The following is a 25,445-nucleotide window of genomic DNA, read 5'->3' on the forward strand; positions in this document are numbered from 1 at the left end:
GGGTCTGCTTTTATTTATGGAACGGCGAAATAGTTATGCTATGACCTGCTCAACAAATCTATTTGTTAGGATGAGCTAGGTTGACAGGGAGCTGAGTGATCTCATACTCTTCGAAAATCAAATTCAAACCACGTCAGCTTCGCCTTGCCGTACTCAAGTACAGCCTGCGGCTCGCTTCCTAGTTTGCTCTTTGATTTTCATTGAGTATCACTCATGAAAATCAAATAAAAGATTAGGAATATAGCTATAAGCAATACTTGCTCAGGAAACAGAAGAAGGGATAAAGCTGATTTTTAAAGTATATAAAAAGAGGTCGGGATAAAAAACTCCGACCTTGATTTTTATGTTTATGAGCCTTTGACTCAATGTTGATTGGGGATTGAAAAGGAATATAACTCTTGGTTTAAGAGGTTTTTCCAACCGCTTTTGTCTTATCCCAAATAGCGTTGTAAAAATTCTCTTGTACGTTCCTCTTTAGGATTTGTAAATAAATCTTCAGGTTTGCCTTCTTCTGCAATAACACCTTTGTCCATAAAGATGACACGGTGTGATACGTCACGAGCAAATTCCATTTCGTGGGTTACAACGATCATTGTCAAGCCTTCTTGAGCTAGTTCTTGCATGATTTTTAGAACTTCACCGACCATTTCAGGGTCAAGGGCTGAAGTAGGCTCGTCAAAGAGAATGGCATCAGGATTCATAGAAAGCGCGCGAGCAATGGCTACACGTTGCTTTTGACCACCAGAAAGTTGTTTTGGTTTAGCTTGCCAGTAGCGCTCTCCCATTCCAACTTTTTCAAGGTTTTCTTTAGCAATTTTCTCTGCTTCTGATCGTTCACGTTTGAGAACGGTTGTCTGTGCAACAATTGTATTTTCAAGAACGTTGAGATTTTCAAAGAGGTTAAAGGATTGGAAAACCATGCCTAGTTTTTCACGATAGTGAGTGAGGTTATACCCTTTTTCAAGTACGTTTTCACCGTGATAAAGGATTTCACCTTCAGTTGGTGTTTCGAGAAGGTTGATAGAACGTAGGAAGGTTGATTTACCACTACCGGAACTACCGATGATAGAAATCACTTCTCCTTTATGAATAGTGAGAGAGATGTCTTTTAGGACCTCGTTTTGCCCGTAGGATTTTTTGAGGTGTTTGATTTCAAGGATTGGTTGACTCATTATTTCAAATCCTCCGTTTGCATTTGGTTAGCACCTGTCGTGTAGGTATCCATATCCATACGTTTTTCGATGAAGCGTAGGATACGCGTTACTGTGAAGGTGAGGATAAAGTAGATAACTGCGATGATGGTAAAGGTTTGGAAGTACTGGTAGGTTTGTGTTGCCACCGTGTTTCCTGAGAAGTAAAGTTCTACAACAGAGATAACGTTCAATACAGAAGTATCCTTGATGTTGATGACGAACTCATTACCAGTCGCTGGTAGAATATTTCGAACAACTTGAGGCAAAACAATCTTACGCATGGTCTGGTTATGAGTCATACCAAGTGCAGTTGCTGCTTCAAATTGTCCCTTATCAACAGCTAGGATACCACCACGGACGATTTCTGTCATGTAGGCACCAGTGTTGATCGAAACGATAAAGATAGCAGCTAGCGTACGGTCTAGATTGATCCCGAAAGCTTGAGCAGTTCCATAATAGATAACCATAGATTGTACAATCATAGGTGTTCCACGGAAAATTTCGATGTAGATATTGAGAATCCAACCGAATAGTTTTTGAATACTAAAGATAAATTGGTTTTCAGATAGAGGTGCTGTACGGAAGACACCGATAGCAAGACCGATAGCGAGACCAACTATGGTACCGATAATTGAAATGAGAAGGGTAATACCAGCACCACGCAAGAGTTGTTGCCAGTTTTCAGTCAGAATTTTAGCGACTTGGCCAAAGAAATTACTGTTGCTTTCTTCTGTCGTTGTTGATTCTGCTGGTTGTTCTTTGATCATACGATCCATGAGCGCAACTTGTTCATCTTTAGAAATGGTTTCAATACTGGCGTTGATTTGGCTAATACGGTCATCATTTTTACGAAGTCCAATAGCGATAGATGTATCTTCTTCACCAGTTTTAAAACCAGGTTCAGGCTGAATCATTTTGAACTTAGCGTTTGCTGATTCGGCAGTTAGGGCTTCAGGACGTTCAGAAACGTAGGCATCAATGACACCAGCTTCAAGAGCTTGACGCATTTGGGCGAAATCTCCCATGGCAGTTTCCTTCTGAGCGCCTGAGATTTGTGAAATCAAATCATAAAGGTAAACACCTTGTTGAGAAGTGATTTTTGCTCCGCTAAAGTCATCTAATGATTTGGCGTTAGCATAGGCAGAATCCTTTTTGACCAAAAGTACTGGTTCGCTAGTATAGTAGCTGCTTGAAAATGCAATTTCTTGTTTGCGTTCAGCAGTTGGGCTCATACCTGCAATGATCATATCAATCTTACCAGAAGTAAGGGCTGGAACAAGTCCTTCCCACTTGGTTTTAACAACCAAAGGCTCTTTGCCTAGGTCCTTAGCAATCTTTTTAGCTATTTGGACGTCGTAACCATTAGCATATTGGTTGGTTCCATCGATTTTGACAGCGCCGTTACTGTCGTCATCTTGAGTCCAGTTAAAGGGTGCGTAGGCTGCCTCCATACCGATGCGTAAATATTCATCGGCTTGGACCTGGCTAACTAGTCCTAAAGTAAGGGCCAGGCTAGCAAGGATAGTTAAGCATAATTTTTTCATGTTTTCTCCTATTTCTAGTCTAAAATTGCTTCTCTCTATTGTATCGAAAATTAGCAAGTTTTTCAATCCTAGTAAACCCTTACTTGGAAAAAAATGATATAATGAGAAAAAGGTCAAAAGAGGCTATATTATGAAAAAAAGATGGTTAATAGTACTTATGTTTACTTGTCTGATAATTGTTCCAAAATTGGTTTTTGCCGTGGATTTCAGCATTCCATCCTATAAAGGAGAACTGTATATTCATGCAGACAATACAGCGGAATTTAGGCAGAAGATAGTTTACCAGTTTGAGGATGATTTTAATGGCCAAATCGTGGGTCTTGGTCGTGCAGGCAAGATGCCTAGCGGATTTGAAATTGATCCTCATCCAAAGGTTGAGGCCTTTAAAAATGGTCATAAAATCGAAAATCTTACTAGCGAAGTGACAGAAGAAACGAATGGTTATACTGTTAAAGTTTATAATCCAGGTCAGGAAGGGGATAGGGTTGAAGTGGAACTTACCTGGCATTTGAAAAACCTTCTTTTCTTGTATAATGATATCGCTGAATTAAATTGGCAACCCTTAACAGATAGTTCAGAATCTATTGAAAAGTTTGAGTTTCATGTAAGGGGAGATAAGGGGACTGAAAAACTCTTTTTCCACACAGGGCAACTCTTTAGAGAGGGAAGGATTGAACAGAGTGGTCCTGACTATACGATTCGCTTAGACAATCTTCCGTCTAAGCGCGGAGTTGAGTTGCATGCCTACTGGCCTCGAACTGATTTTGCTAGCGCTATGGATCAGGGCTTAAAAGGGAATCGTTTAGAAGAGTTTAATAAGATAGAAGACTCGATTGTTAGAGAAAAAGAGCAGAGTAAACAACTCGTTACTTGGGTGTTTCCTTCAATACTTTCCATCTCCTTGTTATTGAGTACTTGCTTCTATTTTATCTATAGAAGAAAAACCACTCCTTCAGTCAAATATGCCAAAAATCATCGTCTCTATGAACCGCCGATGGAATTAGAGCCTATGGTTTTATCTGAAGCTGTTTACTCGACCTCCTTGGAGGAAGTAAGCCCTCTAATCAAAGGAGCAGGCAAATTCACCTTCAACCAGCTTATTCAGGCTACCTTACTAGATGTAATCGACCGTGGTAATGTCTCTATTATTTTAGAAGGAGATGCAGTTACTTTAAGGTTGGTAAAAGAAGATGGCTTGGCAAGCTTTGAGAGGACCTGTCTAAATCTGGTCTTTTCAGGTAAAAAAGACGTTGCTGTTTCCGATTTGTTTGCAGATTATAGGGTCTCTGAGAGCCTTTACCGTGGAGCGAAAGCTACTGATGAAAAACGGATTCAAACAAAAGGCCGTAAGCTCAAATATTCTTTTGAAAGAGCATTGAAAGAGATGCAAGAAGGGGTGAAGGACCGAGTCTCTTTCTTGGGGCTACCAGCTTATTATCGTCCCTTGACTAGCGGGGAAAAGGTCTTGCAAGTGAGTATGGGTGTTTCTACTATTTTCCCACTAATCATCGGATTTGGTTTGTTCTTGTACAGTTTGGACGTTCATGGCTATCTTTACCTCCCCTTGCCAATACTTGGCTCATTGGGTTTAATGTTGGCTGTTTTCTATTATTGGAAGCTTCGACTAGATAATCGTGATGGTGTCCTAAATGAAGCAGGAGCAGAGGTCTATTATCTTTGGACGAGTTTTGAAAATATGTTGCGGGAGATTGCACGATTGGATCAGGCTGAATTGGAAAGTATTGTAGTCTGGAATCGCCTACTGGTGTATGCAACCTTGTTTGGCTGTGCTGACAAGGTGAGCCATTTGATGAAGGTTCACCAGATCCAAGTTGAAAATCCAGATATCAATCTCTATGTAGCTTATGGCTGGCATAACATGTTTTATCATTCAACAGCGCAAATGAGCCATTATGCCAGTGTCGCAAATACGGCAAGTACTTACTCAGTATCTTCTAGTAGTGGAAGTTCTGGTGGTGGATTCTCTGGAGGCGGTGGCGGCGGCAGCATCGGTGCCTTTTAAAGAAAAGTCAACACAGCTTATAAAAGTATGATATAATGGAGGATAGAAAAAGGAGTTATCTATGTATCTTATTGAAATTTTAAAATCTATCTTTTTTGGTATTGTTGAAGGAATTACGGAATGGTTGCCAATTTCAAGTACTGGTCACTTGATTTTGGCAGAAGAATTTATCCAGTATAAAGACCAGAGTGAAGCCTTCATGTCTATGTTTAACGTAGTCATTCAACTGGGAGCTATTTTAGCGGTTATGGTTATCTACTTTAACAAGCTTAATCCCTTCAAACCAGGCAAGGATAAAGTGGAAATCCGTAGAACTTGGCAGTTATGGTCCAAAGTTTTTGTAGCGACTCTTCCTCTTCTTTTAGTCTTTAAGTTTGATGATTGGTTTGATACTCACTTCCATAATATGGTTTCAGTAGCCATTATGTTGATTGTTTATGGGGTTGCCTTTATTTATCTTGAAAAACGCAATAAGGCACAAGCAATTGAGCCAACAGTAACTGAGCTAGATAAGTTGCCTTATAAAACAGCCCTCTATATCGGTCTTTTCCAAGTCTTGGCTCTTTTACCTGGGACTAGCCGTTCAGGTGCGACTATCGTTGGTGGTTTGTTAAATGGAACTAGTCGTTCAGTAGTAACTGAGTTTACCTTCTACCTAGGAATTCCAGTTATGTTTGGAGCCAGTGCTTTGAAGATTTTTAAATTTATTAAAGCAGGAGAAGTATTGAGCTTTGGTCAATTTTTCTTACTTCTAGTTGCTATGGTAGTCGCTTTTGCAGTCAGCATGGTTGCCATTCGTTTCTTGACCAGCTATGTTAAAAAACACGACTTTACAGTCTTCGGTAAATACCGTATTGTCCTTGGTAGTGTCTTGCTACTTTATAGCTTTGTACGATTATTTGTATAAGAAAAAAACCTTGAGGGAAGATTCCTTCAAGGTTTTAAAATCCAGTCACAGTGACACCCAATAAGCGAACGTCTTTATCTTTATCCGTCAGAGATTCGTAAAGTTGGATAGCCATTTGTGAAATAGTTTCAGCATCTTGGATCTTTTGAGATAAGCTTTTCCGCTTAGTTATTGTAGAAAAGTCAGCATAGCGGATTTTTAAAATAACAATCTTTCCAGATTTTTCATGTTTTTGAAGACTTAGGGCAACTCTTTCCGAAAGGAGGGTTAGCTCTTTTTTGATATCCTCTTCTAGATTGAGAATCTTACTATAAGTTTTTTCTTTTCCGATAGACTTACGAATGCGATTGGATTTGACGGGAGAATTATCAATGCCACGAGCCTTGCGATACAGGTCAAAACCGAGTCTACCAAAACGGTCAATGAGACTAATTTCAGAAATTTTTAAAAGATCAGCTCCTGTGAATACGCCCATTTGATGCAATTTTTCAACTGTTTTCTTACCTACGCCGTGGAATTTAGCGATATCCATTTGTTTGAGAAAATCTTCAGCTTCATCAGGAAGAATAACTGTCAGGCCTCGAGGTTTTTGGTAATCGCTAGCGATTTTAGCTAAGAATTTATTATAAGACACACCAGCAGAAGCAGTCAGATGAAGTTCTTGCCAAATATCTTGTTGAATTAGTCGAGCAATTTTAACAGCGGACTTGATGCCGAGTTTGTTTTCAGTCACGTCTAGATAAGCTTCATCGATACTCATAGGCTCGATATTATCCGTATAACGTTTGAAAATAGCTCGAATCTGTTGACCAACAACTATATATTTTTCGTAGTTTCCAGATATGAAAACTGCTTGGGGGCAACGTTCATAGGCTTCTTTAGAACTCATGGCTGAGTGGATGCCAAATGCTCGTGCTTCATAGCTACAGGTAGAAACAACTCCGCGACCACCAGTTTTTCTAGGGTCACTACCAATCACAACTGGCTTCCCTTTAAGTTTGGGATTGTCTCGAATTTCAACAGCAGCAAAAAAGGCATCCATGTCAATATGGATGATTTTACGAGATAAATCATTCATTAGTGGAAAAATCAACATGGAGAAACCTCTCAGTGCTAGTTTGTTTATTTTTATTATACTCTTTTTCTGAAAAAATGAAAATCAAATAATTTCTTTCAAAAATATAATACAGTTTGTGGTATATTTCGAACTGTATTAGAAAAGAAAGTGTTTAAAAAGTGAGTTTTTAGTTGTTGAAATCGTTTACTGTGTGTTATACTGAATACATGAATGTAACAGATGACTGTTACTAGAAAGAAAAAAGAGGAATTAACATGGTTGTTAAGACAGTTGTTGAAGCACAGGACATTTTTGACAAAGCCTGGGAAGGCTTTAAAGGTGTTGACTGGAAAGAAAAAGCAAGTGTATCACGCTTTGTACAAGCTAACTACACACCTTATGATGGAGATGAAAGCTTCCTTGCAGGACCAACAGAGCGTTCACTTCACATCAAAAAAATCGTAGAAGAAACTAAAGCACACTACGAAGAAACTCGTTTCCCAATGGACACTCGTCCAACATCTATTGCTGATATTCCTGCTGGATTTATCGACAAAGAAAACGAATTGATTTATGGTATCCAAAACGATGAACTCTTCAAATTGAACTTCATGCCAAAAGGTGGTATCCGTATGGCTGAAACTACTTTGAAGGAAAATGGATACGAACCAGATCCAGCTGTTCACGAAATTTTCACTAAATACGTAACAACTGTTAACGATGGTATCTTCCGTGCTTACACTTCAAACATTCGTCGTGCTCGTCACGCTCACACTGTAACTGGTCTTCCAGATGCGTACTCACGTGGACGTATCATCGGTGTTTATGCACGTCTTGCTCTTTACGGTGCAGACTACTTGATGCAAGAAAAAGTAAACGACTGGAACGCAATCGAAGAAATCGATGAAGAAACAATCCGTCTTCGTGAAGAAATCAACCTTCAATATCAAGCATTGCAACAAGTTGTACGCTTGGGTGATCTTTACGGAGTTGATGTTCGTAAACCAGCGATGAACGTTAAAGAAGCTATCCAATGGGTAAACATTGCCTTCATGGCTGTCTGCCGTGTTATCAACGGTGCGGCTACATCTCTTGGACGTGTGCCAATCGTATTGGATATCTTTGCAGAACGTGACCTTGCTCGTGGTACATTTACTGAATCAGAAATCCAAGAATTTGTTGATGATTTCGTTATGAAACTTCGTACAGTTAAATTTGCTCGTACAAAAGCTTACGACCAATTGTACTCAGGTGACCCAACCTTCATCACAACTTCAATGGCTGGTATGGGTAACGACGGTCGTCACCGTGTTACTAAGATGGACTACCGTTTCTTGAACACTCTTGACAACATTGGTAACTCACCAGAACCAAACTTGACAGTTCTTTGGACTGACAAATTGCCATACAACTTCCGTCGCTACTGTATGCACATGAGCCACAAACACTCTTCTATCCAATACGAAGGCGTTACAACTATGGCTAAAGACGGATACGGTGAAATGAGCTGTATCTCATGTTGTGTATCTCCACTTGACCCAGAAAACGAAGAACAACGTCACAACATCCAGTACTTCGGTGCTCGCGTTAACGTTCTTAAAGCTCTTCTTACTGGTTTGAACGGTGGTTACGACGATGTTCACAAAGACTACAAAGTATTTGACATTGAACCAATCCGTGATGAAGTTCTTGAATTCGAATCAGTTAAAGCTAACTTTGAAAAATCTCTTGACTGGTTGACTGACACTTACGTAGATGCTTTGAACATCATCCACTACATGACTGACAAGTACAACTACGAAGCTGTTCAAATGGCCTTCTTGCCAACTAAACAACGTGCAAACATGGGATTCGGTATCTGTGGATTCGCTAACACTGTTGATACATTGTCAGCTATCAAATACGCTACAGTTAAACCAATCCGTGATGAAAATGGCTACATCTACGATTACGAAACAATCGGTGAATACCCACGTTGGGGTGAAGATGACCCACGTTCAAACGAATTGGCGGAATGGTTGATTGAAGCTTACACAACTCGTCTACGTAGCCACAAACTTTACAAAGACGCAGAAGCTACAGTATCACTATTGACAATCACATCTAACGTTGCTTACTCTAAACAAACTGGTAACTCACCAGTTCACAAAGGTGTATACCTCAACGAAGATGGTTCAGTGAACTTGTCTAAATTGGAATTCTTCTCACCAGGTGCTAACCCATCTAACAAAGCTAAAGGTGGATGGTTGCAAAACTTGAACTCACTTGCTAGCCTTGACTTTGGTTACGCAGCTGATGGTATCTCATTGACAACTCAAGTATCACCACGTGCTCTTGGTAAAACTCGTGACGAACAAGTTGATAACTTGGTAACAATCCTTGATGGTTACTTCGAAAACGGTGGACAACACGTTAACTTGAACGTTATGGACTTGAACGATGTTTACGAAAAGATCATGTCAGGTGAAGACGTAATCGTACGTATCTCAGGATACTGTGTAAATACTAAGTACCTCACTCCAGAACAAAAAACTGAATTGACACAACGTGTCTTCCACGAAGTTCTTTCAATGGATGACGCATTGAGCTAAGATTCATAAATAGTAAATAAAAACCAGTCATTTTGACTGGTTTTTTTGGCTCTCTGTCAACTGTAGTGGGTTGAATAAAAGCTAACATCTGGAGAGGACAATCGTTGTCCTCTCCATTTTTATATTCAGAGCGATGAAAATTCGTTTCTTAAAGTTATCAAAGTTCCGAAATCCAAAGGCATTTCGTTTGATGAGTTTAATGAGATTATTAGTCGCTTCCAACTTACCGTTGGAATAGGGTAATTGAAGGGCGTTGACAATTTTCTCTTTGTCCTTGAGAAATGTCTTAAAGACAGTCTGAAAAAGAGGATAAACCTTTTTTAGATTGTCCTCAATAAGTCCAAAAAATTTGTCTGACTCCTTATTCTGAAAGTGAAAAAGCAAGAGCTGATAGACATTGTAGTGGTGTTTCAAGTCTTCTGAATAGCTCAAAAGCTTGTCTAGAATCTCTTTATTCGTTAAGTGCATACGAAAAGTAGGACGATAAAATCGTTTATCGCTGAGTTTACGACTATCCTGTTGAATGAGCTTCCAGTAACGTTTGATGGCCTTGTATTCATGAGATTTTCTATCGAATTGGTTCATAATTTGGACACGAACCCGACTCATAGCTCGGCTAAGATGTTGAACAATGTGAAAACGATCCAAAACGATTTTAGCACACGGAAAAAGTTGTCTAGCTAAGTCATAGTAAGGGCTAAACATATCCATAGTAATGATTTTCACTCGACATCGGACTGCTCTATCGTAGCGAAGAAAGTGATTGCGGATGATAGCTTGTGTTCTTCCCTCAAGAACAGTAATGATATTGAGCTGATCAAAATCTTGTGCGATAAAACTCATCTTTCCCTTGGTAAAGGCATACTCGTCCCAAGACATAATCTCTGGAAGACGAGAAAAATCATGCTTAAAGTGAAAGTCATTGAGCTTACGAATGACAGTTGAAGTTGAAATGGATAGCTGATGTGCAATATCAGTCATAGAAGTCTTTTCAATCAACTTTTGAGCAATCTTTTGATTGATGATGCGAGGAATTTGATGATTCTTTTTGACGATAGAAGTCTCAGCGACCATCAATTTAGAGCAATGATAGCACTTAAAACGACGCTTTTTAAGAAGAATTCTGGTAGGCATACCAGTCGTTTCGAGGTAAGGAATTTTCGACGGTTTTTGAAAATCATATTTCTTCATTTGACATCCGCACTCAGGGCAAGACGGGGCGTCATAGTCCAGTTTAGCGACAATTTCCTGGTGTGTATCCCTATTGATGATATCTAGAATCTTGATATTTGTGTCTTTGATATCAAGCAGTTTTGTGATAAAATGTAATTGTTCCATATGAATCTTTCTAATGAGTTGTTTAGTCGCTTTTCATTATAGGTCATATGGGACTTTTTTTCTACACAAAAATAGGCTCCATAATATCCATAGGGGATTTACCCACTACAAATATTATAGAGCCGTTTTTTTGTAAAAAAAAATATTAAAAAATAGTCAAACTTGGTCAAACTTCTTGACTAAAACTGACCAAAGTGATATACTAAGAACATAAGGATAAGGAAAGTCCTTAGAAAACCTTGATTTTAAGATGATTGTATATACTATCTTAAGTTCAAAGTATGGGTAAAACCTAGAAAAGAGGTACAACCTATGGTTAACATTAGTATTTTTAGAAGTCCAATCGAAAAACCTGAATTGGATAAAGAAAAACCTGAAATTATACGTAGAGTAGCAAATAGCTAGTCTAAATTTTTTAAAACAAAGGTCAGAGAAAGTCAAATTATTTTGACTAAGTAAATTTGAAAACAAACGAGGTATGAAATATGAATAACAACTTTAATAACTTTAACAACATGGATGATTTATTTAACCAATTGATGGGTGGTATGCGTGGATACAGTTCAGAAAACCGTCGTTACTTGATTAACGGCCGTGAAGTAACGCCTGAAGAATTCGCTATTTACCGTCAAACTGGTCAACTTCCAAGCGAAGAAAGTGAACAAGCTCAGTACGTTCAAGGTAAAGGTATGAAACAAGATGGGATTCTTGCAAAACTTGGACGTAACTTAACAGCAGAAGCTCGTGAAGGGAAATTGGACCCAGTGATTGGACGTAACAAAGAAATCCAAGAAACTTCTGAAATTCTTTCTCGTCGCACAAAGAATAATCCAGTTCTCGTCGGAGATGCTGGTGTTGGTAAAACTGCAGTAGTAGAAGGATTGGCCCAAGCTATCGTGAACGGTGACGTTCCTGCAGCTATCAAGAATAAAGAGATCATCTCGATTGATATTTCTGGACTTGAAGCTGGTACTCAATACCGTGGTAGCTTTGAAGAAAACATTCAAAACTTGGTAAACGAAGTCAAAGAAGCTGGAAATATTATCCTTTTCTTCGACGAAATTCACCAAATCCTTGGTGCTGGTAGCACAGGTGATGGTCAAGGGTCTAAAGGTCTTGCTGATATCTTGAAACCAGCTCTTTCACGTGGTGAATTGACTGTGATTGGGGCAACAACTCAAGATGAATATCGTAATACTATCTTGAAAAACGCAGCCCTTGCTCGTCGTTTTAATGAAGTAAAAGTTAATGCTCCATCTGCTGAAGATACCTTCAAGATTCTTCAAGGTATTCGAGATCTTTATCAACAACACCACAATGTTATTTTGCCAGATGAAGTCTTGAAAGCTGCCGTTGATTACTCTGTTCAATATATTCCACAACGTAGCTTGCCGGATAAGGCTATTGACCTTGTGGATGTGACAGCTGCTCACTTGGCAGCACAACACCCAGTTACAGATGTACATGCAGTTGAGCACGAAATTCAAGCGGAAAAAACTAAACAAGAAGAAGCTGCGGCTAAAGAAGATTACGAAGCAGCTCTAAATGCAAAAGTCCGTATCGAAGAGCTTGAAAAGCAAATTGCTAATCATACAGAAGATCACAAGGTTACAGCCACTGTAAATGATGTAGCTGAGTCTGTCGAACGGATGACTGGAATCCCAGTATCACAAATGGGTGCAACCGATATTGAACGATTGAAAGATATGGGTCACCGTTTGCAAACGAAAGTTATTGGCCAAGACAAGGCTGTTGAAGCAGTAGCAAAAGCTATCCGTCGTAACCGTGCTGGTTTTGATGAAGGTAACCGTCCAATCGGTAGCTTCCTCTTTGTAGGACCTACTGGTGTTGGTAAAACTGAGTTGGCTAAACAATTGGCTCTTGATATGTTCGGTACTAAAGATGCCATTATCCGTTTGGACATGTCAGAATACAGCGACCGCACAGCCGTTTCTAAATTGATTGGTACAACTGCAGGTTATGTTGGTTACGATGACAACAACAATACCTTGACAGAACGCGTCCGTCGCAATCCATACTCAATCGTACTTTTGGATGAGATTGAAAAGGCTGACCCTCAAGTCATCACCCTTCTCCTCCAAGTTTTGGACGATGGTCGTTTGACAGATGGTCAAGGTAACACTGTCAACTTCAAGAATACGGTGATTATCGCAACTTCAAACGCAGGCTTTGGTTACGAAGCTAACTTGACAGAAGATGCTGATAAACCAGAACTTATGGATCGTTTGAAACCTTACTTCCGTCCAGAATTCCTTAACCGTTTCAATGCTGTCATCGAATTCTCACACTTGAGCAAAGAAGATCTTTCTAAGATTGTAGACCTTATGTTGGTTGAAGTTAACAAGACGCTTTCTAAGAAAGACATTGACTTGGTAGTGAGCGAAGCTGCTAAAGAATACATGACTGAAGAAGGTTACGATGAAGTCATGGGTGTTCGTCCACTCCGTCGTGTGATTGAACAACAAATCCGTGACAAAGTCACAGACTTCCACTTGGATAACCTTGATGCTAAACACCTAGAAGCTGACATGGAAGATGGTGTTTTGGTCATTCGTGAAAAAGCCTAAATCAAGATTTTGAAAATAAAAAAAGGAACCAGTTCAAAAGCTGGTTTCTTTTTTATTATTAGATGACATGGCGTTCAAAGGCATCGTCTGAGATTCCTTGTTGGAGAATCAATTTAGCCCATTCCTTAGCTGAAAATAGGCTGTGATCCTTGTAGTTTCCGCAAGATTCAATAGTTGTTCCTGGGACATCTTCCCAAGTTGTTGTTTCAGCGATTTCCTTCAGTGAATCCTTGATGACAGCAGCGATTTCTGCACTAGTATGACGTCCCCACATAATCATATGGAAACCTGTACGACAACCAAATGGTGAACAATCAATCATCCCGTCGATGCGAGTACGGATGAGCTTAGCCAATAGATGCTCAATAGTATGGAGGCCAGCAGTAGGGATAGAGTCTTCATTTGGTTGAACCAAGCGAATATCAAAGTTAGAAATGATATCTCCCTTAGGACCTGTTTCTTCCCCAATTAAACGGACATAAGGTGCTTTGACAATGGTGTGATCAAGTTCAAAACTTTCAACAATAACTTCTTTTGACATGGTATTTCCTTTCGTTTTTCTTCTTTCATTATATCATAAAGATTGATTTGATAATTGTCAAAAAAAGAACTTTGTATCAGATGTTTGTTGAAAAGTTAGAAATAGAAAAAATATTTTCAATTCAATTTGAAAAATTCTGAAAATTGTATTGACACTTGGCTGAAAAGGGATTATAATGTATAAAAAGTCATAAAGGAGTTTATTATGAAATTTTCAAAAGTAATGGCCCTAGCAGGGGTGACTCTGTTAGCGTCAGGTGTTTTGGCAGCTTGTTCAGGTTCAGGCTCTAGTGCAAAAGGTGAGAAAACTTTTTCTTACGTTTATGAAACAGATCCAGACAGCCTCAACTATCTGACAACAGGTAAGGCTGCGGTTGCGAATATCACAAGTAATGTCGTTGATGGTTTGATGGAGAATGACCGCTACGGTAACTTCGTGCCATCTTTGGCAGAAGATTGGTCAGTGTCTAAAGACGGGTTGACTTACACTTACACAATCCGTAAAGATGCTAAGTGGTACACTTCTGAAGGCGAAGAGTATGCACCAGTTAAAGCGCAAGACTTTGTAACAGGTCTTAAGTATGCGGCTGACAATAAGTCAGAAGCCCTTTATCTTGTTCAAGAATCCATTAAAGGTTTGGATGCTTATGTAAAAGGTGAAGTTAAAGACTTCTCAGAAGTTGGAATCAAGGCTGTAGATGATCAAACAGTTCAATACACTTTGAACAAACCAGAAAGCTTCTGGAACTCTAAGACAACCATGGGAATTCTTGCACCAGTCAATGAAGAATTCCTTACTTCTAAAGGAAGTGACTTTGCTAAAGCAACAGATCCAAGCAGTATCCTTTATAATGGTCCTTTCTTGTTGAAATCATTGGTAGCAAAATCTTCAGTAGAATTTGAAAAGAATCCAAACTACTGGGATAAGGACAATGTTCATATTGATAAAGTAAAACTTTCATTCTGGGATGGTCAAGACAATAACAAACTTGCAGAAACCTTTAAGGATGGCGGCTTCTCAATGGCCCTTCTCTTCCCAACAAGTGGAAGCTACTCTGAACTTGAAAAAGAGTTTAAGGATAACATCGTTTATACAACACAAGATTCTACAACTTTCTTAGTCGGTACGAATATTGACCGTCAGTCTTACAAATATACTTCTAAGACTACAGACGAGCAAAAGACTTCAACTAAGAAAGCTCTTCTTAACAAAGACTTCCGTCAAGCCATCGCCTTTGGTTTTGATAGAACAGCTTATGCTTCTCAAGTTAATGGAGCAAGTGGAGCAAGCAAACTCCTTCGTAACTTGTTCGTACCACCAACATTTGTTCAAGCAGATGGTAAAAACTTTGGTGACTTAGTTAAGGAAAAATTAGTGACCTATGGTGATGAGTGGAAAGATGTTAATCTAGAAGACGCTCAAGACGGTCTTTACAATCCTGAAAAAGCGAAAGCAGAATTTGCTAAAGCCAAGACAGCACTCCAAGCGGAAGGTGTTCAATTCCCAATCCACTTGGATATGCCAGTTGACCAAACTAATACTACAAAAGTTCAACGTGTTCAATCATTGAAACAATCACTTGAAGCAACGTTAGGAACTGACAATGTTGTCATTGACATTCAACAACTTCAAAAAGATGAAGTCCTCAATGTTACTTACTTTGCTGAGACGGCTGCCGGTGAAGATTGGGACCTTTCAGATAACGTTGGTTGGTCTCCAGACTACATCGACCCATCTACATACCTTGATATCATCAAACCATCAGTAGGTGAAAATACTAAGACTTATCTAGGATTTGATTCAGGTACAAATAACGCTGCTGCCAAACAAGTTGGTTTGGAAGATTACGAAAAGATGGTTGTTGAAGCTGGAAATGAAGACACTGACGTTTCAAAACGTTATGATAAATATGCTGCTGCCCAAGCTTGGTTGACAGATAGTGCATTGATTATTCCAACAACTTCTAAAACTGGACGTCCAATGTTGTCTAAGATGGTGCCATTCACACTTCCATTTGCTTACTCAGGTAACAAGGGAACAAGTGAAGCACTCTTGTACAAATACCTTGAACTTCAAGATAAACCAGTAACTGTTGATGAATATCAAAAAGCTCAAGATAAATGGAAGAAAGAAAAAGAAGAATCTAATAAAAAAGCGCAAGAAGATCTTGCAAATCATGTCAAATAAGAAAAAAGAGGCCGGACAAAAAGTCTGGCCTTTTGATATCATTCCTGAGACATCAGTTTGACATTTTGGTTATTAGTTCAAGCACTGCATTGAAGTAGTAGAACAGACATTCTAAGTCACGCTCCAGTATTACATAAAAGTAAGATATCTTTTATCTATAATTTTAAACAGCTTTCCCGACTATTTGATTTGTGTTGGGGATAAGGTTGCGATTGACATAACTTTGACAGTTTTTAATCTGTTAAGTTATTTCGCTTCCTATTTTAAAAAGTTTGGCTTTATAAAAATTAAGATTCCACTATAAAAAATTGCATACAAAAAACTGAGAATAAATCCTCAGTTTTTTAATATATTTTATTGTTGCCCTTGTGTATTTTGTGGGGCTGGATTTTGTTGTTGACTATTTGTAGTTGTGTTTGGTATTGATGCATTTGGATTGGTAGTGCCATTCGTATTATCATTCGAAGAGATTGGACTTTCAGTTGTTGAAGTTGTACTTGAACTTGAGCTCTCTGTTGTCGAACTTGCTTGAGTTGACTGTGGAATCCAGTTGTTACGAGCACCGTTCTTAAAGACGTATTCTCCGCTACGATACAAACCTTCAGGCATTGTCCAATCACCAGGATGATCATCCTCTGACAGATATCCCATCATTGAGCGGTAGATATTTGCAGCGACTCTAAATCCATCTCCTACGATTGGAGTAAGACGGTTTGAGTAACCAGTCCAAACGGCCATTGAATACTTACGAGTATATCCTACGAACATTTCGTCTGGAGCAACATACCCAGTGTTCTTAATGTAGTTCTCAATTTCATCGTCTGTATAGTTTGAAGTACCAGTTTTACCAGCTTGTGGAAGCCATGACATGTAGGCTCCACGACCAGTTCCGTAAGTTAATACGGTTTTCATCATTTCTGTCATCATGTAGGCGGTTGTTTCCTTCATGGCGCGAGTACCTTGGTCTGAAAACTCTTTTGAACTGCCATCACTAAAGACAACTTTATTGATATACATTGGTTTGTGATAGATACCGCCGTTAGCAAAGGCAGCATAGGCAGCAGCCATTTTTTCACTACTTGCTCCGTACTGTTTATGAGATTCAACTGTATTACTTGAGATAGCATTTGCGTATACCATTGATGGGTAATCAATTCCTAAACCATTCAAGAAGGTCTTGGCATGGTCTAATCCAACTTTTTCAAGTGTTTTAACGGCTGGTACGTTACGAGATTGTTGAATTGCGTACTGGAGAGTGATATTTCCAAAGTAGGCTTTATCCCAGTTATAGACAGGAATGTCTGTTCCAGGATAGTTATAAGGGGCATCATTAATCGTTGCTGCAGTAGAATCGAAGATTCCGTACTCAAGTGCAGGAGCGTAGTCTGTGATAGGTTTCATAGTAGAACCCCAGTCACGGTTTGTTTCGACGGCTTGGTTGATACCGAATGAAACATTACTTGATTGGTGTCTAGAACCAAGTTGAGCGATGACTTTACCATTTGTAACATCAACGATAGTAGAAGCAGCTTGAAGTTCATCATCTGGATAGTCAACGTATTCGTCTGTATTGTAAACATCCCAAAGGCGTTTTTGTACCTCTTGGTCGACGTTTGTATAGACTTCCATACCTGTTGTTAATAGATTATAACCTGTCTCTTGCTCTACTTGGTCAATAACTTCTTTAAGATAGTTATCCATGTACGGTGGATAGCTATTAACAGATTTTAGACTTTGAAGTCCATCTGTGATTGGGGTATTGATTGCTGTTTCATATTGCTCGGCTGTAAGGTAGCCTTGTTTTTGCATTTCTGACAAAACGAGGTTTCGTCTTTCAAGGGCTGCTTCAGGATGAGAATAGGGATCGTATTGGTTTGGAGCCTGTGGCATACCTGCTAAGAGTGCAAGTTGTGGGATGGACAAGTCTTTGAGGTCCTTACCATAATAGTTTTCCGCAGCTGTCTGCATACCATAGTTACCATTTGACATGTAGACCTTATTGACGTAATAGGTCAATATTTCTTGCTTAGTTGCAGTTCGCTCTAGCTGGATAGCCAACCAAGCCTCTTGAACTTTACGGGATAGGGTTTGATCAGCTGTTGATGTTGAGAAATAAGTCAGCTTAATCAACTGTTGGGTCAAGGTTGATCCCCCTTGAAGACCACCATTACTACTGAGGTTACGTAGGAAAGCTCCTGCTATTCGAATGCTATCAATTCCTCTGTGGTTAAAGAAGCGATGATCCTCGATAGAGACAATCGCATTGACAAGATCAGTAGGAATATCACTACTTTGAGCATTGACACGACGTTCAGCACCTAAATCTGCAATGAGTTCATTTTTGCTATCATAAATTTTACTTGATGTAGTTGCAACAAGTTTGCTTTCAGAGAGTTCAGGAGCCTTGTTTGCATAGTGAAGAAATACACCACCGCCAAGTAGGAAAGCTACGATAAATAAGCTAATCGTAACAATGCTGAGGTATTTAACGATGCGCAAGATAGTTTGTTTGTTCATATTGTTTTACCACCTAGTAAATGTTGTTTGACTGTATCAAGGTAAGGAATTTGTGGGAAAGCAGACTGCTCAATCACATAACCGAATTCTTTGATATAGTCAAGCGGCATTGACTTTTTCCCCATATCCTGATGATAAAAACGGATGAGGTCAAGTGCCGGCAATAAATACGTTTCTTGATAAGAAGAAAAATGAAGAAGGACAAAGCAAATCCCTTTTTGATCAAGGACTTGTTCCATATGCCGAATCTGATGAGGATGGAAGTTCTTCATCGGAATGGCATGTTTTTGCTTAGTTTCCTTAGCTTCGAAATCGATGTAAAACCCTTCATAAACTCCAGAATAATCGGTAGTCGATGCCTGTCTAAAATAAGCTTCAACAATCTTAGCCCGACTACGCTGCGGATAGTCTACGCGGACAATCTGAACAGGAGTTGGTTTCTTATGGATAACAGCTAAACCGTGTGTCAGATAATAATCGTTTGTAGCATTGATCATCTTTTCAAAGGTCATCCCACGATTTGCGAAATTTTTAGTTTGTGAGGTGACTTCTTGTTTTTTTTTCGATGAAAGTTTATGAGGATAGTTGACCATAATTCTCCTTATTGGTACAATAACATCACTCTATTATACCATAAAGGTGCACAGAAAGGGTGAAAAAATGCATACAGCCTTGGTTTTAGGCTATTCTAGCTTTGATTTAGGATTGTTTAATGAAAAAGATATTCGTTTAAAAATTATTAAAAAAGCCATTCGTAGAGATTTAGAAAAACTAGCAGATGAAGGGTTGAAATGGTTGGTGTTTACGGGAACTCTGGGATTTGAACACTGGGTTTTAGAGATAGCCAGAGATATGAAAGGTGACTTTGGTTTCCAACTTGCCACTATCTTTGATTTCGAAACTCATGGGGCAAACTGGAATGAGGGGAATCAGGTCAAACTGAGTGAATTTAAACAAGTTGATTTTGTTAAGTACGCCTATCCAAACTACGAGCACAAGGGTCAATTACGAGATTATCAACTTTTCTTACTTGAAAATACAGATGGAGCCTATCTTTTTTACGATGAAGAAAATGAAACAAAACTGAAGTATTTTTACGAACTGATGAAAAAGAAAGACAACTATATTACAAAAAGATTAACATTTGAGGAATTAAACGAAGTAGCTGAAAATTTTTCCGAAAATTGAGCCTTTGACCTTGCTTTTTGTTTGCCTTTTTTTATATAATAATACTAGCAACTGAGAATGGAGAGAGACATGGCAAGTATTATTTTTACAGCAAAAGATATTTTTGAACAGGATTTTGGAAGAGAAGTACGTGGATATAGTAAAGCAGAGGTTGATGGATTTTTGGATGATGTCATCAAGGATTATGAAACTTATGCAGTATTAGTGAAGTCACTCCGTTCAGAAATCGCGGAGCTTAAAGAGGAATTGGCTAAAAAACCTCAAGTGACACCAGCAACTTCTGAACCGGCAGATCATGGAAGTACGACTTCTATGACAAACTTTGATATTTTGAAACGTTTGAATCGTCTTGAAAAAGAAGTATTTGGCAAACAAATCTTGGATAATTCTGATTTCTAAGAATACTTCTGTTGTGCAATTTTTGGATAATCGCGTGGAGAGAATTTCTTTTCATGAGGAAAGTCCATGCTAGCACAGGCTGTGATGCCTGTAGTGTTTGTGCTAGGCGAAACCATAAGCCTAGGGACGAGAAATCGTTACGGCAGTTGAAATGGCTAAGTCTTTTGATAGGTCAGAGTAGGCTTGAAAGTGCCACAGTGACGGAGTCTCTCTGGAAACGGAGAGAGTGGAACGCGGTAAACCCCTCAAGCTAGCAACCCAAATTTTGGTCGGGGCATGGAGTGCGCGGAAACGAACGTAGTACTCTGACTGCTAGCAGCTAGAGCTGCTAGTGGTAGACAGATGATTATCGAAGGAAGTGGTCCTAGTCACTTCTGGAACAAAACATGGCTTATAGAAAATTGCATATAGGTTGGGGCTGAGATATATTCTCAACCTCATTTTTTAAAGTGAATAAAGAAAGGTCTATAAAAGACTGAAATGAAAACAACATTTAATTTAATTGCGACTGCTGCGGCGGGTTTGGAAGCTGTAGTTGGGCGTGAAGTAAGAGATTTGGGCTACGATTGTCAGGTTGAAAACGGTCGTGTCCGTTTTCAAGGTGATGTGAAAGCAATCATCCAAACAAACTTGTGGCTAAGAGCTGCGGATAGAATCAAAATCGTCGTGGGAACTTTTCCTGCAAAAACATTTGAAGAACTCTTTCAAGGTGTTTTTGCCTTAGATTGGGAGAACTATCTCCCGCTTGGAGCACGTTTCCCAATTACCAAGGCTAAGTGTGTCAAGTCAAAATTACACAATGAGCCAAGTGTGCAGGCGATTTCTAAGAAGGCAGTTGTTAAGAAATTACAAAAACATTATGCACGACCAGAGGGCGTTCCTCTCATGGAAAATGGTCCAGAGTTCAAGATTGAAGTTTCCATTTTGAAAGATGTAGCCACTCTTATGATTGATACAACTGGGTCAAGTCTCTTTAAACGTGGTTACCGTACTGAAAAAGGTGGAGCTCCGATCAAAGAAAATATGGCAGCTGCGATTTTGCAACTTTCTAACTGGTACCCTGATAAGCCTTTGATTGATCCAACCTGTGGTTCGGGAACTTTTTGTATTGAGGCGGCTATGATTGCGCGCAAGATGGCGCCTGGTTTGCGTCGTTCTTTTGCCTTTGAAGAATGGAACTGGGTTAGTGATCGCTTGATTCAAGAAGTCAGAACTGAAGCTAGTAAGCAGATAGATCGAGAGATTGAACTGGATATTATGGGATGTGATATTGATGGTCGTATGGTAGAAATTGCCAAGGCCAATGCCCAGGCAGCAGGAGTATCTGGAGATATTCTCTTTAAACAGATGCGTGTGCAGGATTTGCGTACGGATAAGATTAACGGAGTTATTATCTCTAACCCACCATATGGGGAACGTCTGTCAGATGATGCAGGAGTAACTAAACTTTATGCCGAAATGGGTGAGGTTTTTGAGCCTCTCAAGACGTGGAGTAAATTTATCCTGACTAGTGATGAAGCCTTTGAAAGCAAATATGGTAGTCAGGCGGACAAAAAACGAAAACTCTACAATGGTACTTTGAAAGTTGATTTATATCAATATTTTGGTCAACGTGTCAAAAGAAATTTGACAGATTAGAAAGGAGTTGCCATGGATCCAAAGGATAAAAAAGAAGAGTTGTTAGAACCTGAGAAAATATCTCAGGAACCTCAGTTTGATTTTGAGGAAGCTAAGGATCTGACAGTTGGACAAGTTATTCGAAAAAATGAAGAAATCGAAGCAGGAGTAACTCCTGATGATACGATTTTGGACAAATACATTAAACAACACCGTGAAGAAATCGAAGCTGATAAATTTACTAACATTCAGGCGAAGAAAGAGGAACTTCGAAGTCTAGATGATTTGCTTCAAGACGCCAAAGAAACAATTGATGAAGAGGTTGAACCAGTAGAAGAAGTCCCTGACTTAGAGATTGCTGCTGAAGAAGAGGGAGTAGCAACGGAAGAATTTCTCCTTCCGCCACTAGAGGAAACCTTGGTTATGGATAAAAACCCAGTGGAACCTGTAACTGAGCCCCTTGTTGCAGAGGATGAAGAAGCTTTGCAAGAGGAACATCAATCTTTATCTCGCTCTGCTCAAGCAGAAGATGAGCCACAAAACAAAAAACTGTGGGTCATCTTGTCAGCTCTTTTAGCGATTATTGTCTTGATTATTGGGGGTAGCTACTACGTTTATCGTCAAATTACGCGTTCTTCTCAAGAAATTCAGTCTCAGTCATCTGATACAGGTTTGGTAAGTAATCAAGCAATTCTCAATCAATTTAACAGTCTCTATGATACTTTTTATACTGATGAGAATAAAACTGCCCTAAAAAATAGTCAGTTTAGTCAGCTGAGTCAGCTCAAAGAACTTTTAGATAAACTTGAGGGAGCTAGTGAGCATACTCTTGCCAAATCAAAATACGATAGTCTTGAAACACAAATCAAAGCGGTACAAGATGTTAATGCTCAATTTGAAACACCAGCTATTACAGATGGTGTTCTAAATACCAATGCTAAAGTAAAGGCAGATGCCAAATTTACCGAAGTTAAGACTGGGAATACTGAGATTGATAAACTGCTAGATAAGGCTATCAGCCTTGGTAAGAGCCAACTTTCAGGTTCTACAAGCTCAAGCAGTAGTCAATCAAGTTCATCAAGCCAAACAGAGTCAAACTCAGCAACTGAAAGCAATGCTAGCAGCTCTGCTAATGCATCAACTTCAGCGGGTGAAACAGCCTCAGCAAATAATATCCTAAATAGTGGACTAGCAAGCAATGGTGTGAATCTACAAAGAAGTGTCAGTCGAGTACCGTACAATCAAGCCGCTGTAAGTGATAGTAGTGATCCTGCTTGGACTTTTGCAGATGGTGTCCTTGAACGCATTCTTGAGACTTCGCGTGCGCGTGGCTACATTACAGGCAACCAATATATTTTGGAACCTGTGAATATTGTTAATGGCAATGGCTACTATAATCTTTATAAACCAGATGGTACCTATCTCTTTACCCTTAACTGTAAGACAGGATACTTTGTAGGGAATGGTTCTGGACATGCGGATGATTTAGACTACTAGTCAAATTGTTACAAAATTCTTTCTTTTCACAGATAAACATGATAAAATAAAACATATTAAACAAGAGGAGTGTCACATGACAAAAGCTAACTTTGGTGTTGTTGGTATGGCCGTAATGGGTCGTAACCTTGCCCTTAATATTGAATCTCGTGGTTATACAGTTGCTATTTATAACCGTAGTAAAGAAAAAACTGAAGATGTGATTGCTTGCCACCCTGATAAAAATTTCGTGCCAAGCTATGACGTTGAAAGTTTTGTAAACTCAATCGAAAAACCACGTCGTATCATGCTGATGGTTCAAGCAGGACCTGGTACAGATGCGACGATTCAAGCCCTTCTTCCACACTTGGATAAAGGTGATATCTTGATTGATGGAGGGAATACTTTCTACAAAGATACCATCCGTCGTAATGAAGAATTGGCGAACTCAGGTATCAACTTTATCGGTACAGGTGTTTCTGGTGGTGAAAAAGGTGCCCTTGAAGGTCCTTCTATCATGCCTGGGGGACAAAAAGAAGCTTATGACTTGGTAGCAGATGTTCTTGAAGAAATCTCTGCAAAAGCTCCAGAAGATGGTAAACCATGTGTAACTTACATCGGTCCTGATGGAGCTGGTCACTATGTAAAAATGGTCCACAATGGGATCGAGTACGGTGATATGCAATTGATCGCAGAAAGCTACGATCTTATGCAACACTTGCTTGGCCTCTCTGCTGAAGACATGGCTGAAATCTTTACTGAGTGGAACAAGGGTGAATTGGACAGCTACTTGATTGAAATCACAGCTGATATTTTGGGCCGTAAAGATGACGAAGGTCAAGACGGACCAATCGTAGACTATATCTTGGATGCTGCAGGAAACAAAGGAACTGGTAAATGGACTAGTCAATCAGCTCTTGACCTTGGTGTGCCATTGTCACTCATTACTGAGTCAGTATTTGCCCGTTATATCTCAACTTACAAAGAAGAACGTGTACACGCTAGCAAGGTGCTTCCAAAACCAGCTGCTTTCAAATTTGAAGGCGACAAGGCTGAATTGATTGAAAAAATCCGTCAAGCCCTTTACTTCTCAAAAATCATCTCATACGCACAAGGTTTTGCGCAATTGCGTGTAGCTTCTAAAGAAAACAACTGGAACTTGCCATTTGCGGACATCGCATCTATCTGGCGTGATGGATGTATCATCCGTTCACGTTTCTTGCAAAAGATCACAGATGCTTACAACCGTGATGCAGATCTTGCTAACCTTCTTTTGGATGAGTATTTCTTGGACGTAACTGCTAAGTACCAACAATCTGTTCGTGATATCGTAGCTCTTGCTGTTCAAGCTGGTGTACCAGTACCAACATTCTCAGCAGCTATCACTTACTTTGACAGCTACCGTTCAGCTGACCTTCCAGCTAACTTGATCCAAGCACAACGTGACTACTTTGGTGCCCACACTTACCAACGTAAGGATAAAGAAGGAACATTCCACTACTCTTGGTATGACGAAAAATAAGTAGGTCAGCCATGGGGAAACGGATTTTATTACTTGAGAAAGAAAGAAATCTAGCTCATTTTTTAAGTCTGGAACTCCAAAAAGAGCAATACCGAGTTGATCAGGTAGAAGAGGGACAAAAAGCCCTCTCCATGGCTCTTCAGACAGACTATGACTTGATTTTACTGAATGCTCATCTAGGGGATATGACAGCCCAGGATTTTGCAGATAAGTTGAGTCGAACCAAGCCAGCTGCGGTGATCATGGTCTTGGACCATCGAGAAGAATTGCAAGACCAACTTGAAACAATCCAGCGTTTCGCTGTTTCATACATCTATAAACCAATCATTATCGATGATTTGGTCAGTCGTATTTCAGCTATCTTCCGAGGTCGAGATTTCATCGACCAACACTGTAGTCAGATGAAAGTTCCGACAGCCTATCGCAATCTGCGTATGGACGTAGAACATCATACCGTCTATCGTGGCGAGGAAATGATTGCCCTGACTCGGCGTGAATATGATCTTTTGGCTACCCTTATGGGAAGTAAGAAGGTTTTAACTCGAGAGCAATTGCTGGAAAGTGTTTGGAAGTATGAAAGTGCGACCGAAACCAATATTGTGGATGTTTATATCCGTTATCTACGTAGCAAACTTGACGTGAAAGGTCAAAAGAGCTACATTAAAACCGTGCGTGGTGTTGGTTATACCATGCAAGAATAGAAAAGCAGTTGCAGTTTTGTAACTGCTTTTTTAATATTTAAACAAGGACAATCATT

General features: G+C 39.5%; 18 protein-coding genes and 1 other RNA gene. 12 read left to right on the forward strand and 7 right to left on the reverse strand.

Annotated elements, in window-relative coordinates:
* Positions 1–431: 431 nt before the first annotated feature.
* Both RRU92_RS05075 and RRU92_RS05080 read right to left on the reverse strand, forming a co-directional pair.
* A complete protein-coding gene (locus RRU92_RS05075) occupies positions 432–1,172 on the reverse strand; it encodes an amino acid ABC transporter ATP-binding protein (RefSeq protein WP_000081949.1) in 741 nt (246 codons plus the stop codon).
* The gene (locus RRU92_RS05080) at positions 1,172–2,737 is read right to left on the reverse strand and encodes an ABC transporter substrate-binding protein/permease (RefSeq protein ID WP_315640855.1); all 1,566 of its coding nucleotides are present in this window, start codon (positions 2,735–2,737) and stop codon (positions 1,172–1,174) included. The genes RRU92_RS05075 and RRU92_RS05080 overlap by 1 nt, the downstream gene beginning before the upstream one ends.
* Positions 2,738–2,867: 130 nt before the next feature.
* Between RRU92_RS05080 and RRU92_RS05085 the strand changes: the two genes are divergently transcribed.
* On the forward strand, positions 2,868–4,760 hold the full coding sequence (locus RRU92_RS05085; RefSeq protein WP_315640856.1) for a DUF2207 domain-containing protein: 1,893 nt from the start codon (positions 2,868–2,870) through the stop codon (positions 4,758–4,760).
* A 61-nt stretch (positions 4,761–4,821) separates the two neighbouring features.
* Complete coding sequence (locus RRU92_RS05090) at positions 4,822–5,667, forward strand: undecaprenyl-diphosphate phosphatase (RefSeq protein ID WP_315640857.1); 846 nt, start codon at positions 4,822–4,824, stop codon at positions 5,665–5,667.
* Between the two features lie 34 nt (positions 5,668–5,701).
* Here the strand turns inward: RRU92_RS05090 and dinB are convergent, their stop codons facing one another.
* A complete protein-coding gene (gene dinB / locus RRU92_RS05095; protein WP_315640858.1) occupies positions 5,702–6,763 on the reverse strand; it encodes a DNA polymerase IV in 1,062 nt (353 codons plus the stop codon).
* 236 nt (positions 6,764–6,999) lie between these two features.
* Here dinB and pflB point away from each other — a divergent pair, with 236 nt between their 5' ends.
* Positions 7,000–9,315, forward strand: coding sequence for a formate C-acetyltransferase (gene pflB / locus RRU92_RS05100; protein ID WP_315640860.1), 2,316 nt, complete (start codon positions 7,000–7,002; stop codon positions 9,313–9,315).
* A gap of 81 nt (positions 9,316–9,396) precedes the next feature.
* Here pflB and RRU92_RS05105 read toward each other — a convergent pair whose 3' ends face one another.
* Positions 9,397–10,653, reverse strand: coding sequence for an ISL3 family transposase (locus tag RRU92_RS05105; protein WP_315640861.1), 1,257 nt, complete (start codon positions 10,651–10,653; stop codon positions 9,397–9,399).
* A gap of 485 nt (positions 10,654–11,138) precedes the next feature.
* On the opposite strand from RRU92_RS05105, the gene RRU92_RS05110 reads away from it, so the two are divergent.
* Positions 11,139–13,241 (forward strand): ATP-dependent Clp protease ATP-binding subunit, encoded by a 2,103-nt coding sequence (locus RRU92_RS05110; protein WP_315640862.1) that lies wholly within the window; start codon positions 11,139–11,141, stop codon positions 13,239–13,241.
* A gap of 58 nt (positions 13,242–13,299) precedes the next feature.
* On the opposite strand, the gene RRU92_RS05115 is transcribed toward RRU92_RS05110, so the two are convergent.
* A complete protein-coding gene (locus tag RRU92_RS05115) occupies positions 13,300–13,782 on the reverse strand; it encodes an S-ribosylhomocysteine lyase (protein ID WP_006151868.1) in 483 nt (160 codons plus the stop codon).
* Between the two features lie 204 nt (positions 13,783–13,986).
* On the opposite strand from RRU92_RS05115, the gene RRU92_RS05120 reads away from it, so the two are divergent.
* A complete protein-coding gene (locus tag RRU92_RS05120) occupies positions 13,987–15,969 on the forward strand; it encodes a peptide ABC transporter substrate-binding protein (RefSeq protein WP_311522591.1) in 1,983 nt (660 codons plus the stop codon).
* A 354-nt stretch (positions 15,970–16,323) separates the two neighbouring features.
* Here the strand turns inward: RRU92_RS05120 and pbp1a are convergent, their stop codons facing one another.
* Both pbp1a and recU read right to left on the reverse strand, forming a co-directional pair.
* Complete coding sequence (gene pbp1a / locus RRU92_RS05125) at positions 16,324–18,486, reverse strand: penicillin-binding protein PBP1A (RefSeq protein ID WP_315640865.1); 2,163 nt, start codon at positions 18,484–18,486, stop codon at positions 16,324–16,326.
* Positions 18,483–19,079, reverse strand: coding sequence for a Holliday junction resolvase RecU (gene recU / locus RRU92_RS05130; protein WP_248034645.1), 597 nt, complete (start codon positions 19,077–19,079; stop codon positions 18,483–18,485). The genes pbp1a and recU overlap by 4 nt, the downstream gene beginning before the upstream one ends.
* Positions 19,080–19,146: 67 nt before the next feature.
* Between recU and RRU92_RS05135 the strand changes: the two genes are divergently transcribed.
* The 7 genes from RRU92_RS05135 to RRU92_RS05165 all read left to right on the forward strand — a co-directional run bounded on the left by RRU92_RS05135 (position 19,147) and on the right by RRU92_RS05165 (position 25,389).
* Positions 19,147–19,674 (forward strand): DUF1273 domain-containing protein, encoded by a 528-nt coding sequence (locus RRU92_RS05135; protein WP_315640867.1) that lies wholly within the window; start codon positions 19,147–19,149, stop codon positions 19,672–19,674.
* Between the two features lie 69 nt (positions 19,675–19,743).
* Positions 19,744–20,073, forward strand: coding sequence for a cell division regulator GpsB (gpsB, locus tag RRU92_RS05140; RefSeq protein WP_315640868.1), 330 nt, complete (start codon positions 19,744–19,746; stop codon positions 20,071–20,073).
* Positions 20,074–20,091: 18 nt separating this feature from the next.
* Positions 20,092–20,472, forward strand: an RNA gene (rnpB, locus tag RRU92_RS05145) — RNase P RNA component class B.
* An 81-nt stretch (positions 20,473–20,553) separates the two neighbouring features.
* Positions 20,554–21,711, forward strand: a complete 1,158-nt coding sequence (locus tag RRU92_RS05150) for a class I SAM-dependent RNA methyltransferase (protein ID WP_315640871.1) — start codon at positions 20,554–20,556, stop codon at positions 21,709–21,711.
* A 12-nt stretch (positions 21,712–21,723) separates the two neighbouring features.
* The gene (locus tag RRU92_RS05155) at positions 21,724–23,187 is read left to right on the forward strand and encodes a cell division site-positioning protein MapZ family protein (RefSeq protein WP_315640873.1); all 1,464 of its coding nucleotides are present in this window, start codon (positions 21,724–21,726) and stop codon (positions 23,185–23,187) included.
* 76 nt (positions 23,188–23,263) lie between these two features.
* Positions 23,264–24,688 carry an NADP-dependent phosphogluconate dehydrogenase gene (gndA, locus tag RRU92_RS05160; RefSeq protein WP_315640874.1) on the forward strand — a complete coding sequence of 475 codons (1,425 nt, stop codon included), beginning with the start codon at positions 23,264–23,266 and terminating at the stop codon, positions 24,686–24,688.
* 11 nt (positions 24,689–24,699) lie between these two features.
* Entirely contained in the window at positions 24,700–25,389 is a 690-nt protein-coding gene (locus RRU92_RS05165; RefSeq protein WP_049510160.1) for a DNA-binding response regulator, read from the forward strand.
* Positions 25,390–25,445: the final 56 nt, after the last annotated feature.

The sequence above is a fragment of the Streptococcus sp. DTU_2020_1001019_1_SI_AUS_MUR_006 genome (assembly GCF_032340315.1).
Classification (GTDB): domain Bacteria; phylum Bacillota; class Bacilli; order Lactobacillales; family Streptococcaceae; genus Streptococcus.

What these genes read in the sequence shown, in the direction of transcription:
- RRU92_RS05110 (WP_315640862.1), top strand. Translation starts at nt 11,139, where the DNA reads ATGAATAACAACTTTAATAACTTTAACAACATGGATGATTTATTTAAC.
- RRU92_RS05155 (WP_315640873.1), top strand. Translation starts at nt 21,724, where the DNA reads ATGGATCCAAAGGATAAAAAAGAAGAGTTGTTAGAACCTGAGAAAATA.
- RRU92_RS05105 (WP_315640861.1), bottom strand. Translation starts at nt 10,653, where the DNA reads ATGGAACAATTACATTTTATCACAAAACTGCTTGATATCAAAGACACA.
- RRU92_RS05135 (WP_315640867.1), top strand. Translation starts at nt 19,147, where the DNA reads ATGCATACAGCCTTGGTTTTAGGCTATTCTAGCTTTGATTTAGGATTG.
- RRU92_RS05150 (WP_315640871.1), top strand. Translation starts at nt 20,554, where the DNA reads ATGAAAACAACATTTAATTTAATTGCGACTGCTGCGGCGGGTTTGGAA.
- recU (WP_248034645.1), bottom strand. Translation starts at nt 19,079, where the DNA reads ATGGTCAACTATCCTCATAAACTTTCATCGAAAAAAAAACAAGAAGTC.
- RRU92_RS05085 (WP_315640856.1), top strand. Translation starts at nt 2,868, where the DNA reads ATGAAAAAAAGATGGTTAATAGTACTTATGTTTACTTGTCTGATAATT.
- RRU92_RS05165 (WP_049510160.1), top strand. Translation starts at nt 24,700, where the DNA reads ATGGGGAAACGGATTTTATTACTTGAGAAAGAAAGAAATCTAGCTCAT.
- RRU92_RS05075 (WP_000081949.1), bottom strand. Translation starts at nt 1,172, where the DNA reads ATGAGTCAACCAATCCTTGAAATCAAACACCTCAAAAAATCCTACGGG.
- pflB (WP_315640860.1), top strand. Translation starts at nt 7,000, where the DNA reads ATGGTTGTTAAGACAGTTGTTGAAGCACAGGACATTTTTGACAAAGCC.
- gpsB (WP_315640868.1), top strand. Translation starts at nt 19,744, where the DNA reads ATGGCAAGTATTATTTTTACAGCAAAAGATATTTTTGAACAGGATTTT.
- gndA (WP_315640874.1), top strand. Translation starts at nt 23,264, where the DNA reads ATGACAAAAGCTAACTTTGGTGTTGTTGGTATGGCCGTAATGGGTCGT.
- RRU92_RS05080 (WP_315640855.1), bottom strand. Translation starts at nt 2,737, where the DNA reads ATGAAAAAATTATGCTTAACTATCCTTGCTAGCCTGGCCCTTACTTTA.
- dinB (WP_315640858.1), bottom strand. Translation starts at nt 6,763, where the DNA reads ATGTTGATTTTTCCACTAATGAATGATTTATCTCGTAAAATCATCCAT.
- RRU92_RS05115 (WP_006151868.1), bottom strand. Translation starts at nt 13,782, where the DNA reads ATGTCAAAAGAAGTTATTGTTGAAAGTTTTGAACTTGATCACACCATT.
- pbp1a (WP_315640865.1), bottom strand. Translation starts at nt 18,486, where the DNA reads ATGAACAAACAAACTATCTTGCGCATCGTTAAATACCTCAGCATTGTT.
- RRU92_RS05090 (WP_315640857.1), top strand. Translation starts at nt 4,822, where the DNA reads ATGTATCTTATTGAAATTTTAAAATCTATCTTTTTTGGTATTGTTGAA.
- RRU92_RS05120 (WP_311522591.1), top strand. Translation starts at nt 13,987, where the DNA reads ATGAAATTTTCAAAAGTAATGGCCCTAGCAGGGGTGACTCTGTTAGCG.